The sequence below is a fragment of the Sphingobacterium olei genome, assembly GCF_005048855.1.
Lineage (GTDB): Bacteria > Bacteroidota > Bacteroidia > Sphingobacteriales > Sphingobacteriaceae > Sphingobacterium > Sphingobacterium olei.
In genome coordinates this window covers 149,950-163,350 of sequence record NZ_SUME01000005.1, presented here as the reverse complement: position 1 = coordinate 163,350, position 13,401 = coordinate 149,950, and the positions used below count along the sequence as shown (strand labels likewise).

The following is a 13,401-nucleotide window of genomic DNA, read 5'->3' as shown; positions in this document are numbered from 1 at the left end:
TAAATAAAATCCAACGACGCAAAATTAGAATTATTCTAAATAGAAGAATGACGTATTCGGAAAAAAAACCTTCATAATCGGAAATATCTCTTGTTTTAGGTACAATCAATAGCAATAATGGGTGTATTCACTGTATTTGGTTGTTCATCCATGTGTGCTTTCAAAGGTATGCATGAGCTCACTGCATTCAGTTTGTAAATACAAAGCATTTTTTCTAAGTTTGTGTTTAAGTTGGAACTAGTCTAAATAAGATATATAAAAACAGGATCATTAATCGAGGTAGCGAAATGACACCATTAGAGAGTAACGATTCATTTTCAGAATTTACGACGCCTTTGCCGGCAAACAGCTTCTTCTCTGAGCTGAGCGCTGTTATGCAATATGGTATCTGGAATGGAGGCACTATCTCTGAACTTATTCTCCCAATATCAGGCTACTTAAATATACTCTGTATCGAAGGGCAGAACCCCTGTTATTATGCGGTAGGTAACTGTCAATATTCGTTAGCATGTGATTATACAAACGTCCATCTTGTAACAACAGGACAACTACTCGATATTTCCACGATAAAGGAAAATGCAAAAATCATGGCGTTCATTATTCCCAAGGAATATCTTGATGCATATCATACCGCAGGATTAATGCTTTCTTCAGACACATGGGTAATCCGAACCAACAGCCGTATCGATCTGATAAAGCAACGCATAGCAGATCTATATACCAGTGGAGACTTGTTGAGTAACATCAAGATGCATAGCCTATTATTGGAAGCCTTGGCGTTGCAGATGGAAATACTGCTGTCAGAGAATAAATCTATCGTGAAAGACCAACTGTTGGATAAGGTCATTCAAGCAAAAAAAATCATTCAGGAAGACCTCACCCAAAATCACAGCATAGGTGACCTGGCAAAAATGATCGGCACGAATGAACAATACCTCAAAAAATATTTCAAGCTGCATGTCGGGAAAACGGTGATGAGCTTTACGTTGGAAACGAAGATGCTATATGCTAAAAAACTGATCATGACCGGTAACCTCCGTATATCAGATGTGGCCCGTCTTACGGGGTACAAACATGCTACCCACTTTACAACGGCATTCAAAAAGTACTTCGGGTTTATACCAAATTCGTTAAAATATGCATTCTTAATATTCCACGAAGCCATCCTATCTCATTTAGAATTCGAAAGCTTAGCATTTTCCGTTGTTTTTGTATAATAATAACGAGAACATATCCCTTTTAATCATATCCAGTAGTGTACTGTTTGACTTGGATGCTTTCTTTAAGTTTCGCAGCGAACTGCCTGATTAAAATAAGGTACTGATCTCTAACTGCAAAAATTCTTGCCATGGCAAGTTGCTATCACCAACTAAAAGAACCCGATCGGGCTTTTGGGTTTTGTGAAATACTTGCATCCCGGATGTTTTTTGTGCCTGTCCGCTTTTTATTTCTATACCTATTACTTTACCACGATATTCCAAAACAAAATCCACTTCATGATTTCCTTCACGCCAATAATACACCTTAAATCCGGATGCGTAAGAACTATTGACAAGGTATGCTCCGACTGCTGATTCAACAATTCTTCCCCAGGCGTCGGGATGAGACCGTACTTCTTGAAATGTTTCTACTCGTTGCGCACTAATAAGAGCCGTATTATGTACTTGGAATTTAGGACTGGACGATCGTTTGCGTATAAGCTTGCTATCAAATTTTTCCAACCCATTTAATAATCCGGCTGTATCCAATAAACCAAGGTAGTGGGCGAGTGTAGTCGTATTTCCGGCATCTAATAGCTGCCCCATAATCTTGGTATAAGATAGTATCTGACCAGAAAGTTGCATCCAATTTCAAATAGCCGTTTCATGAGCGCAGGTTTATCCACCCGAGTGAGCATCAAGATGTCTTTTGAGATACTGGTTTCAATTAATTTACTCAATATATTGAGTAAATCAAAATTAACCCATAAATGAGGTGATAGAACGAAATGAGGTTCAACCGCAGGGTAAATTTGTGGACCCCTTATGAAGTAATCTCGAAGGAAACAACGTGCAGTCCATCCAATAACGACAAGAGGACAAGCGCCAATCTTAAAGGAAAAAGGAGCTGCTTAAAAGCAGCTCCCTCTCTTTTTACTATATAACTTTTAATCAAATTTCCAACGTACAAAAGCTTCAATCGCTTCGTAATTGGCAAGACCCAACTTATGGTATAGGTTTGCGGTATCGCTGGTGCGGTCTTCGGCACGCACCCAGAATTCACGTGGATCATCACCCGGGAAAACCGGAAGATCTTTCTGTGACTGGTGTTTGAATATGGCCAAACGTTTACGTTTTACCTCTTGTGGTGAAAGTGGTACTGCCATCTCTATTTCATGAATTGGATATTCATGCCATGCGCCACGGTACAACCACAGCCAGCAGTCTTTCGTCCATTCATCGGTCTTCGATAAGCGGTGCAAGGCTTCAAATAATATATCGAAACATACTTTATGTGTTCCATGTGGATCAGCAAAATCACCGGCAGCAAAAACTTGGTGTGGTTTTACCTTGCGAAGCAATTCTATGGTTTGCTGGATATCATCTTCGTAAGATACCTCTTTTGAAAATTTACCTCTATCATAGAATGGAAGCGCCTGAAAATGTATATTTTCGTCAGGAAGCCCTACAAAGCGTGCCCCTGCAATGGCTTCACCCTTACGGATATATGCTTTGGTGATACGAATGATTTCGGGATCAACCTGGTTTGGTTGTTTTGTCTTGAAAAATTCTCGTGCCTCTTCGTAAACTTTACGCGTGGTGCCATTATCATCGGCAATGGCCTGTGCAAAATCCATAACGAATTCAAGGTAACGCAATACATCGTCATCCCACACTGCCGTATTGCCGGAAGTCTGATAAGCGACATGAACGTTATGTCCTTGATCGGCTAAGCGGATGAAGGTACCTCCCATCGAGATCACGTCATCATCAGGATGTGGTGAGAACAACAATACATTCTTACGTGCGGGTTCGGCACGCTCTGGACGGCTACTGTCATCGACATTGGGCTTACCCCCTGGCCAACCGGTGATGGTACGTTGTAATTCGTTGAAAATACGAATATTAATATTATAAGCCGGTCCTTGTTCAGTAACAAGCTGTGCCATACCATGATTATTATAATCATCATCGGTTAACTTCAGGATGGCTTTATCAAGGTGTAATGACAGCCATACAACTGCTTTTTTAGCTAACGATTCGGTCCAAATAACGTCTTCAGCTAACCAAGGTAGATCAAAACGTGTCAGCAAGGAAGCGGCATCTTGATCCAGAACAAATTCTACATGGTCGGATAATTGCAGATAGGTTGCTGGAATATCGGAAGAGATATCTCCTTCTATCGCTTTTTTCACTATCTCTGCCTTCTTCTCGTTCCACGCCATCAAAATAATTTCTTTGGCTTTGAAAATAGTACCCACACCCATGGTAATCGCTTTGGTCGGTACATTTTCTTTACCCCCGAAATCACGGGATGCATCTCTTCGTGTCAAATCATCTAACGTAACAAGACGTGTCCCTGAATTAGGTGCAGATCCTGGTTCATTAAAACCGATGTGACCCGTACGTCCGATACCGAGAATCTGAATATCTAATCCCCCGAAAGAAGATATTTTTTGCTCATATCCTTCACAGAATGCGGGCACTTCTTCCAACGTCAGCGTTCCATCTGGAATATTGATATTTTCTTTTGGAATGTCGATGTGATCAAATAACTGTTTGTCCATAAACTGAACATAACTTTGATCGGCTGTCGGCTGCATTGGATAGTATTCATCCAAGTTAAAAGTCACTACATTTTTAAAACTCAACCCTTCTTCTTTGTGAAGACGAATCAGCTCTTTGTAGACTTTGATCGGCGTCGCCCCTGTAGCTAAACCTAATACAGCGGTTTCACCCTTTTCTTGTTTTTCTTTGATAATGGAAGCAATACGTCTTGCAACATCTAGCGAGGCCGCATCTTGATCTGGATATACCTTTACGGGCACTTTTTCAAAACGAGTCTCCTCTAACAAATTTAATCTTGCCATTGATAAGGAATAATAATTTAGAACGTGAATAACAAATTTAGAAATAAAAACATCGTTTTATCAATAAACTCTTATTTTTTTTGCGGTTTCTTGCGTTTTTCGTCTCCGCAACCGTTTGTCTATCTCATAATTCTTTTAGATGCTGAATTGCAGAAACTAACGTCGCCTCTTTTTTAGCAAAGCAGATCCGCAAGAGCTGCTGATTATAGACTTTGGAATAAAATGCGGAAACCGGAACCATCGCGACTCGGTGTTCTCTGGTGATATATTGGGCAAAAGATAACTCGTCTTGATCGCTGATATTGGAGTAGTCTACTAACAGAAAATATGTACCTTGGCTTGGCAAAATATTAAATCTGGTTTCTTGTAACCCCATCACTAAGAGATCTCTCTTTTTTTCGAAGAAGGACGATAGATTCAAATATCTCCCCTGCTGTTCCAGATAGCGCGCAACGGCATATTGCATCGGCGTATTCGAAGAAAACACATTGAACTGATGAATTTTTCTGAATTCGGTGGTGAGAAACGGGGGCGCAATGATATAGCCTAGTTTCCATCCAGTGGTATGCAGCAGCTTACCGAAAGAAGCTACTAGGAAAGATCTCTCCCGTAAACCAGGATATTGAATCACACTTTGATGGACACGTTCGTCATATATGATATGTTCGTACACCTCATCACTCAATACATAGATATTCCGATCGACTACAAGCCGCTCTAAAGCGAGTAAATCTTCTTGCGCCAGCACGGTAGCGGTGGGATTATTCGGGTTATTGATGATAATAAGCCTTGTTTTTTCTGAAATCAGACTTTCCACTTCATCCCAATCAATCTGAAATATAGGAGTCTGTAGGCGAACAGGAATTACTTTTCCGCCGAAGAGTTCTACACTGGGTTTATACGAATCGTATGCAGGTTCGAAAATGATCACTTCGTCTCCGGGTTGTACCACGGTACCTATCGCTGTAAAAAGCGCTTGGGTACCTCCCGAGGTGATGGTAATTTCGGTTTCTGGATTTACTTGTACACGATATAAGTATTCCAGTTTATTGGCAATGGCCTGTCGAAGTTCCATTATTCCGGGCATCGGTGCATATTGATTAAACCCCTGTTGCATATATTCAGTCACAAGGTTGATCAATTCTGGGTCGGCCGGAAAATCAGGAAATCCCTGTGATAAATTAACGGCACCATGCGCATTGGAAAGGGCTGTCATCTGTGAAAAGATACTTACAGCGGTTTCGGGAAGTTTGGAAGAGAAGGAGTTGTTCATAGATATGTTTATCTTTACATAAATTTTAATGACATGATTAGATTACTATTATCCCTATTGCTAATGATTCCGGTTCTTTTATTTGCCCAGTCAAAAGAGGAACTCGTGGCACAAATAAAAGATAAACCAACCGAAATTGCAACAATCCGCTTAATTCAACGGGCAGGAGGATATGACCCAGATTATAAGGAGTTAAAGGCGCTGTTTAAAGGTTTAGATAAAAAGGTAAGAAAATCCACTGAAGGTAAAATCTTCGAACGTTATTTGGATGCGCTGAAGAAGAGTTCGGTTGGAAAAAAGGCACCGGGTATTACACAGCTGGATTTACGTGGTGAACCCTATTCACTGCAAGATCTGAAAGGCAAGTATGTATTGGTGGACTTTTGGGCTTCGTGGTGCCCTCCTTGTCGGGCAGAAAATCCCAATCTAGTTGCTACATATGCCGAATTCAAAGACAAAAATTTTGAGATATTGGGTGTTTCGCTGGATCGGGAATTCGGACCGTGGAAAAAGGCAATCGAAGACGATAAGCTGACCTGGAAACATATTTCTGATTTACAGTATTGGAACAGCGGAGCTGCGCAGACTTATGGCATTAAAGCAATCCCACAGAATGTGCTGGTGAATCCTGAAGGAATTATCATCGCCAAGAACATTCATGGAGAGGCGCTAAAAAATAAGCTGAGAGAGGTACTGAAATAAGGACTGGGTTAAAGATTAAGGATGAAGCAGCAAAGACTAAGGACAACATGACCTTAAAGACTGCCGCGTCGTACCTCCTCGCAGTGACGAGATCAAGATCAGATTAAGCAGCAAGCACAAAAAGCCACTACCCGAATAAGGCACTGAATAGATTCTCTAACGTAGCCATTGGACGGATAGCGATATCATACTTTTTGACATCCAGTCCTTTTACATTGTATTTGGAAATAAATATACCGTCAAAACCTAGTTTTTCTGCTTCGGCAATACGTTGTTCTATACGGTTGACGGCACGGATCTCTCCGGATAAACCGACCTCACCGGCAAATGTGACATTCGTTGGCAACGGGATATCCTGCTGAGAAGATATCAGGGCCGCTATAACGGCCAAATCTATTGCGGGATCTTCTACCCGAATACCCCCAGCTATATTTAAAAACACATCCTGTGCACTTAACCGGAATCCAAATCGCTTTTCGAGCACGGCCAACAGCATACTCAATCGCTTCGCATCAAAGCCTGTAGTGGTACGCTGTGGTGTTCCAAACGCAGAATTACTTACCAAGGCCTGTACTTCGATCATCAACGGTCTGATACCCTCCAACATGGCCGCAATGGCTACGCCGCTGACGGGTTCTTCCCTTTGCGACATCATAATTTCGGATGGATTAGATACTTCGCGCAATCCCGAGCCTTGCATTTCATATATCCCCAGTTCGGAAGAAGATCCAAAACGATTTTTTACAGAACGGAGAATCCGGTACACATGATGACGGTCTCCTTCAAATTGTAGCACCGTATCGACCATATGTTCTAATACTTTTGGCCCTGCAATAGCACCATCTTTGGTGATATGCCCTACGATAAATACAGGTGTGCTGGTTTCTTTGGCAAAGCGCAGCAATTCTGCTGTACATTCACGGACTTGGGAAACTGAACCGGGTGCTGACTCAATCTGCGCCGAATGGAGCGTCTGAATGGAATCAATAACAATAATATTGGGCTCTATAATCTCAATCTGCTTGAATATATTTTGTGTAGATGTCTCTGTAAGGATGTAGCAGTTCGCTTTGGAATGTTGTACCAATCGCTCGGCGCGCATCTTAATCTGTTGCTCACTTTCTTCGCCCGATATATACAGCGTTTTGACCTGTGGTATATTTAACGCAAGCTGTAGCATCAACGTGGATTTCCCGATACCGGGTTCTCCTCCAATCAAGACGAGCGACCCGGGGACTATGCCCCCTCCCAGCACCCGATTGAATTCCTTATCGGGTGTGGCCAGCCGATGTTCGTCCTGGTATACGATTTCATGTATGATCGCTGCTTTGTTGGCTCTTTTGGAGGATGTAGCAGAACTTCGCCATTCTGGTACTTTGGAACTGGACTTTTCGACAACTTCTTCTACAAAAGAATTCCACTGCTTGCAGGAAGGGCACTGACCAAGCCATTTTGCGGATTCATAGCCACAGGATTGACAGAAGTATGCTGATTTTGATTTTGCCATCGTACGAAAATACTAAAAAATAAAGCGCATTAGAGATAAAACTTAAACACTATTCTTCTTCTGGCGGTTCGGAATCCGATTGCGGAAGCTCTTCGGTAAGTTCTGCTAATAGCTTGTCTACTTCTGCTTCCGTCGCGGTAAGTTTCATTTTGCAAAGGGCAATTAATTGAGAAGCTCGCTTTATTTTTTCAGAAAGCTCGTCGACATTTACTTTCCCCGTTTCAATTTCAGCCACGATGATTTGTAGCTCTTCAAAAGCTTCTGTATAGGTATAACTATTGGCCATGATCTTCTTCTTTATGTGTAACTGTACCGGTAATTTTTCCGTCTATAAAAATGGTTTCTATTTGATCTCCAACACGCAACTGATTTATATGCGTCACAATTTTTCCATTTGTTCGGGTGATACTAAACCCTCTTTTTAATAATTGTGCAGGATCGGCTAATTTAACGAGTCGGCCGAGATGCTCGATACTCGCCTGTTTCTCCCGTAAGAATTGGTCGCTAAAGAGTTGCAAACGCTGTGTAAGTATGAGTATCCCATGTTTTTCGGAAGCAATTTTATTTTTACTGCTCCAACTAATCTGTTGCATCGATTGTGCGATTGAAGTTCGCTCCCTTGAAAACTGCTGTTTGGAAAAATAAATGAGTTTCTCCCGGGATTGATCCAACGGGATCGCGAAGTTGTGGAATTTCTGGATTAGAAAATCAGCAAGTTCACTTGGGGTTATCGCATTTTTATACGCGACCATTTCACTTACTGTTTCATTTGTCGAATGACCGATACCTGTTAATACAGGTAATGGGAATATCGCAATGGCTTTGGCAAGAAAGTAATTGTTGTAGCTGGACAGGCCGACTTCGCCCCCTCCTCCCCGGATAATGGCAACCGCATCATACTTATCTGTGCGCTCGGCTAACAGACTGAGCTGTTTGATGATGGAGGGAATTGATTTATCGCCCTGTAAAAGTGCCGGATATAGGGTTGTTTCGAAGCGGTATCCCCAGGGATTGTTATTGATGATTTTGTAAAAATCGGATAAGCCTTTACTCGTTTCGACAGAAATAATGGCTAAACGTTTGGGGACTGCTGGAAAGGGTAGCTTTTTATTGGTATCGAAAATGCCCTCTTGCTGCAACTTTAAGATACTCTCTTTTTTCTCTCGCTCCAGTTCTCCCAATACAAATGTGGGATCAATATCGACGATTCGAAGGCTTAGTCCATACATGGGATCGTACGAGATGCCAGCTTGAAATAGCATGGTAATCCCATCCCGCAATGGTTCGTTAAGCAGCTTGATAAATTGTTGATTGATGCGTTGAAAATCGGTTTTCCAAAGGATGGAGCGTATTTCAGCAACTATTTTACCGTCTTTCTTTTCAACCAACTCAGGATAGCAATGTCCGGAGTGTGAATAATGGTTTAATTTATTCATTTCGGCTTTGATCCAATACAAATTCTTATAGCGGTCCGCAATTGTTTTCTGAATACTGCGTGTTACTTCTAGTAAAGAAAAAATGGTTTTGCTGTCAATAACCTCCGGCATAACCAAACATAACTAAAATGTGTTGAATTTTCGAATACCTCACAAAAAAAACATTGAGGGCTCCATCACCCGACCCTTACTGTCGCTTAATCAGCACGTAACCTTTAAATTGCCGCACTTCACCGCTTTTGTATCCGTAGATAACGTAATAATATGTACCGTCATTAATACCTAAGCCTGACCATTCATCTCGATAGTTTTCATTTCTGTACACCTCGTTCCCCCAACGGTTAACGATCAATAGTTCCACCCGATCATACGCTTCTGCGCCAACAATGACAAACCGGTCGTTATAGCCGTCGCCGTTTGGTGTGATGACATTCGGAATCTTCAGTTCGCGTGGTATGATCGTTATTTTTACCCGTGCTTTCGACGTCAGGCCATTCTCATCAGTGATCTCATACTCCAGTTCGTCTTCCCCAACAAAATTAGGGTAAGGCCTGTAGACAATGCTACCATTTTCAACGGTGTAGGTTCCATGGACCGGTGGGAGCGTAACCCGCAAACTATTGGCGACGATAGCGGCAGAGCCTTTTGCATCGTTGAGTAGTACATTAATGGTAACGTTGTCTCCAAATTCGACGCGGGCTTCGTCGTCTATTGCTGCTGGGGGCGTATTCGTAAACTTCGTAAACCACGTACCGGATAGGGTAAAAGGGGCTCGGGATGCGATATCCCTCCGTTTATGGATCCCTGTACCATCTAAATGTGTAACATTGCCGATCCAGTTGCCTCCATCAGCATTTTGAACGATCTGCGCACTGGCATCCACATACATGATACCATTGCTCGACATATTATGTATCAAGGTATAGTCCATATTCATCGCCCGGTCACCATAGATATTCCAAACGCGATCTATACCAATGGTTTCATCTTGAAAGAATATACCGGATGCCAGGTAATCGGTTACTGATACATATACTTTGCAAACGGGCTGTGACGGCACCAATTGTGCCGGTGTGTAATCATCCTCTTCTTTCCCGACAGGAAACAGCCACATTCCTGTTTTGCCGAAATTTTTGACTAGATGTCCCTTGACGGAATTGCCAGTTACCACCATGCGACGGAAGCTATGGTTCAGAATGTCTGCTTCAGCACCCATTTCGAGGTCGTAATCATTCAGATAGATGGAGGCACCATCTACACGTAGGTCAATAGATTTGGACAGCTTTAAGGCTCCTGCCTTCTCGGAGGCCATTTTACTGCTGGTATCCCATTCGGGAACTGCAATATTGTTAAGCTGTAATCCTTTTGGGTTGTTCAGCACAATATTGACGTCAATAAAGTTACCGTTGTTACCATCGATTTTGGTGGTCTCATCCGTCCAACTCTCGTAAAAAGGGTTGTCGCCCGGGCTGTGGATATAAATCTTGCCGGATCCCGAGATTTTGGCGGTGGGTGAGATCCATATTTGCCGGCTGTAAATATGCACCTCACCGTCGATATGCCAGTCTGCATTTGGACCAAGATAAATGCTTTCGGAGAAAATCAGCTTATAGTTGTCGGTAGAGACGACTTCTTGGCCATTGCCCGACTCAAAACTGCCCACACCCTCTTGGGCTTTCGACAACGAAGTCCAAAATATAAAGCCGATTATGAGTAGTACTCCTTTCATCACTTATCAGTTTGTTTTCGCCCGGTTACGTAGCATGGGGTTGGAGATTACTTTGCGAGGAGTGCCTGTACAATTTTGGATGGTGATGGTGATTTTAGCGCGTCCGCTAGGGTACACGATGGGATCTCCAGATCTGGAGTTGGAGATTCTATATTCTGCTAGGACCGTTCCGATGGTAAAGGTTGAAAGTGGGGTAAAGGTAACCTGGCCAGTTGTCGTATTAGCCGTAAACGTTCCTTTTCCGGGGATTGTCAATGTCGTCGAGTTGTTTGTTGTATTAGCTGTATTGCCAAATTCAAATAACCTGACAGTACCATATAAGACAGTAAATGACTGTCCTCCTACTGGATTGTGAGGCGCAACATTAGGTGGAGACAGCGAAAAGGTCTGTACCAACGGATCGCATAATGTTACGTTAAATGGACTTGTCGTGGGTGGATAACCTGCCACGGATGGGGACGCAGTACAATTGTATAGTTCGGCATCTATCGGAACCATGGTATCGGGGCGCATTACGTTCGTAACTGTACCTCCGGGTTGATCAAATATATTGCTACCTGTTTGCGAGGCGTCAAAGAAAAGAATAGAGTTGGGGCCATCTCCTATGATACTGCCGCTACTATTAGCGTTGGTATTTCCTGTGAAGTAAAATACTCCATAACCGCTGATATGTCCAGAATTCACAAAGTTAGCGCCTCTAATATGCCCCGTAGCGCTATTCTTAAGTATAGAGGCTTCTCCCGCAATTTTAACATCTTCAAAACCATCACCTGTCCCTTTAGCCCAGATTAGTCCGTTATTCTCAGCCACACCATTCCCTACAAAAAAGGTCTTACATTCTATTGTACAATTATTGACCAATAACGAACCTGCTGCATTTTGTTCAAACTGACCAGAAACATTTATCGTTCCATTATTGAATACCTGATTAATCGCTTGATTCATCTTAAAATTACCTGTGGTACTATGTGTCAACGTAATGGTTCCATTATTGGTCAGCATAGGCCCGTTATACTGAATTTCAGGAACACCAATAAATTCGAGCAAATCATCGTTGGTCAGATACGTTGTGGACGAGATATTGCTTGCGGCATTATATACCTTCATCTTTCCGTAGTTATTGAGCGTCGAGGACAGAGAGCTTATTCGCTCAAATTCCCAATAACCGGAGTTGTCCAAATCTCCGGTGAAGTTTACATTTCCGCCGTTGAAATAGACTTCTCCTCCTATACGGTTGTCCCAGAAGCCGCTATATACATTAACGCCGTTGGTTACTCTAAATTCAGCTCCATTATAGTTGTTGACAAGAGCATCATAAAAGTGAATAGCGTTAGCCATTATATCACCATAGTTGTTTATTTCTCCTCCTCCACTATTGGGCGTAGAAAGTCCCCCCGTTACTGATACAGCGCCGTAGTTTGTAAGTGTGCCGGCAAAATTCTGAATTGTAGCGGATGTGAATGTACCGTAGTTTTCAATCGTAGCCGTATAAGTAGCACTATTATACAAGGGGAATATCATGCTACCCCGATTGATTATAGTACCATTAAACACACCTCCTAGAGGAGCTTCGGAGGGTGTAAAAGTTGCTCCGTCGGCAATACAAATGATACCGCCTGCGACTAATGAAAATGTCCCGGTAAATGTCCCGGAATGCAAACAGTATACATCTCCCGGACCTACAGCGATATTTCCGCTTCCATTCGGAATAGTGTGGGTACATCCGCCACAAACATTAGTTGGTTCAACAGAGGCAGAATTATTAGTATATACGGGGTCTGTTCCATAGTGGGATACTGTCGCGGTATTCGTATAAGGCCCCGCAGTTTGCATCTGAGCCATAATCTGTAGGGTAGCAAATGTACTGCTAGCTAAGTTTCCTATTGTCCATATACCCGTTCCATTATTATAAGAACCTACAGTGGGCGTGCTGCTTATATATGAAAAACCGGGAGGCAACTGGTCAAAAACTGATGCACCCGAAGCTGTGTTTGGCCCGAGATTTTGTACTTCAATAGTAAATACAACATTGTCCCCGGGATGGGGAGTCAGATTGCTTATTGTTTTGGTTATCCCTAAATCTGTCGGTTCGCCTGTAACTGCAGGGCTAACAACACCTGTAATAGTAGGCCCTGTTTTACCACCCCAGCTATGCCTAATCCTAAGTGAGTTCCACGTGTTATATACATATAGCCTCACAAATAATGTTTGTCCTGGTAAAACCGGATTTACACTCGATAAACTTCCCGACTTAGCCGTCCAATTGGCATTTATAGTTCCACTAAAAGAAGAGTAGCCTTGCGAAAAATCTTTTGAATAGCGTACTTCAAAATCAGCGGTTCCTCCGTCCATCTGTACTTCGAAATTAAATTGATCTAAGTCAATTTTGTAATTAGCATCGGGAGTAATTGTAAACTGAACATATCTTAATGTATTAAGGGATCCACTAGGCCAACTACCTGTTTGAAAGTGTTGATTCCATTGTCCATTATTGGTTAGAGAGCCTCCTCCATGATTGGTAATATTAGATGCACTAATATTAGACACCAAAATATTCGGATTAAACCCATCACTAACACCATTCCACCGCACCAAATCTGTCTGCGCTCTTACTCCTCCACCAAACATTATGAGCAGTAGTAAAAAAAAAAGTTTATTGAACAGTTCCTTCTTCATAACGTTCAG

Annotated in this window: 10 protein-coding genes; 2 read left to right on the top strand and 8 right to left on the bottom strand. The window is 42.3% G+C overall.

Going from position 1 to position 13,401, the window contains the following annotated elements; genetic code table 11:
- Positions 1–287 precede the first annotated feature (287 nt).
- A complete protein-coding gene (locus FAZ15_RS13245; RefSeq protein WP_136901798.1) occupies positions 288–1,217 on the top strand; it encodes a helix-turn-helix transcriptional regulator in 930 nt (309 codons plus the stop codon).
- A gap of 90 nt (positions 1,218–1,307) precedes the next feature.
- Here FAZ15_RS13245 and FAZ15_RS13240 read toward each other — a convergent pair whose 3' ends face one another.
- From FAZ15_RS13240 to FAZ15_RS13230, 3 genes are all read right to left on the bottom strand, one after another.
- Entirely contained in the window at positions 1,308–1,805 is a 498-nt protein-coding gene (locus tag FAZ15_RS13240) for a DUF4143 domain-containing protein (RefSeq protein ID WP_238387248.1), read from the bottom strand.
- Between the two features lie 341 nt (positions 1,806–2,146).
- The gene (gene nagB / locus FAZ15_RS13235) at positions 2,147–4,069 is read right to left on the bottom strand and encodes a glucosamine-6-phosphate deaminase (RefSeq protein ID WP_136901797.1); all 1,923 of its coding nucleotides are present in this window, start codon (positions 4,067–4,069) and stop codon (positions 2,147–2,149) included.
- 124 nt (positions 4,070–4,193) lie between these two features.
- Positions 4,194–5,342: a methionine aminotransferase gene (locus tag FAZ15_RS13230; RefSeq protein WP_136901796.1), complete on the bottom strand. Its 1,149-nt coding sequence runs from the start codon at positions 5,340–5,342 to the stop codon at positions 4,194–4,196.
- A gap of 33 nt (positions 5,343–5,375) precedes the next feature.
- On the opposite strand from FAZ15_RS13230, the gene FAZ15_RS13225 reads away from it, so the two are divergent.
- The gene (locus tag FAZ15_RS13225; RefSeq protein WP_136901795.1) at positions 5,376–6,044 is read left to right on the top strand and encodes a TlpA family protein disulfide reductase; all 669 of its coding nucleotides are present in this window, start codon (positions 5,376–5,378) and stop codon (positions 6,042–6,044) included.
- A 127-nt stretch (positions 6,045–6,171) separates the two neighbouring features.
- On the opposite strand, the gene radA is transcribed toward FAZ15_RS13225, so the two are convergent.
- The 5 genes from radA to FAZ15_RS13200 form a co-directional block, all read right to left on the bottom strand.
- On the bottom strand, positions 6,172–7,551 hold the full coding sequence (radA, locus tag FAZ15_RS13220) for a DNA repair protein RadA (protein ID WP_136901794.1): 1,380 nt from the start codon (positions 7,549–7,551) through the stop codon (positions 6,172–6,174).
- A gap of 49 nt (positions 7,552–7,600) precedes the next feature.
- Positions 7,601–7,837 carry an exodeoxyribonuclease VII small subunit gene (xseB, locus tag FAZ15_RS13215; RefSeq protein ID WP_136901793.1) on the bottom strand — a complete coding sequence of 79 codons (237 nt, stop codon included), beginning with the start codon at positions 7,835–7,837 and terminating at the stop codon, positions 7,601–7,603.
- A complete protein-coding gene (gene xseA / locus FAZ15_RS13210) occupies positions 7,827–9,098 on the bottom strand; it encodes an exodeoxyribonuclease VII large subunit (protein WP_136901792.1) in 1,272 nt (423 codons plus the stop codon). The genes xseB and xseA overlap by 11 nt, the downstream gene beginning before the upstream one ends.
- A gap of 76 nt (positions 9,099–9,174) precedes the next feature.
- Positions 9,175–10,716 (bottom strand): T9SS type B sorting domain-containing protein, encoded by a 1,542-nt coding sequence (locus FAZ15_RS13205; RefSeq protein WP_136901791.1) that lies wholly within the window; start codon positions 10,714–10,716, stop codon positions 9,175–9,177.
- A 6-nt stretch (positions 10,717–10,722) separates the two neighbouring features.
- On the bottom strand, positions 10,723–13,392 hold the full coding sequence (locus tag FAZ15_RS13200) for a DUF11 domain-containing protein (RefSeq protein ID WP_136901790.1): 2,670 nt from the start codon (positions 13,390–13,392) through the stop codon (positions 10,723–10,725).
- Between the last annotated feature and the right edge of the window lie 9 nt (positions 13,393–13,401).

Coding starts and splice junctions, on each gene's coding strand:
- FAZ15_RS13200 (WP_136901790.1), bottom strand. CDS start 13,392: ATGAAGAAGGAACTGTTCAATAAACTTTTTTTTTTACTACTGCTCATA.
- FAZ15_RS13225 (WP_136901795.1), top strand. CDS start 5,376: ATGATTAGATTACTATTATCCCTATTGCTAATGATTCCGGTTCTTTTA.
- radA (WP_136901794.1), bottom strand. CDS start 7,551: ATGGCAAAATCAAAATCAGCATACTTCTGTCAATCCTGTGGCTATGAA.
- nagB (WP_136901797.1), bottom strand. CDS start 4,069: ATGGCAAGATTAAATTTGTTAGAGGAGACTCGTTTTGAAAAAGTGCCC.
- FAZ15_RS13245 (WP_136901798.1), top strand. CDS start 288: ATGACACCATTAGAGAGTAACGATTCATTTTCAGAATTTACGACGCCT.
- xseB (WP_136901793.1), bottom strand. CDS start 7,837: ATGGCCAATAGTTATACCTATACAGAAGCTTTTGAAGAGCTACAAATC.
- FAZ15_RS13205 (WP_136901791.1), bottom strand. CDS start 10,716: ATGAAAGGAGTACTACTCATAATCGGCTTTATATTTTGGACTTCGTTG.
- FAZ15_RS13230 (WP_136901796.1), bottom strand. CDS start 5,342: ATGAACAACTCCTTCTCTTCCAAACTTCCCGAAACCGCTGTAAGTATC.
- xseA (WP_136901792.1), bottom strand. CDS start 9,098: ATGCCGGAGGTTATTGACAGCAAAACCATTTTTTCTTTACTAGAAGTA.
- FAZ15_RS13240 (WP_238387248.1), bottom strand. CDS start 1,805: ATGGGGCAGCTATTAGATGCCGGAAATACGACTACACTCGCCCACTAC.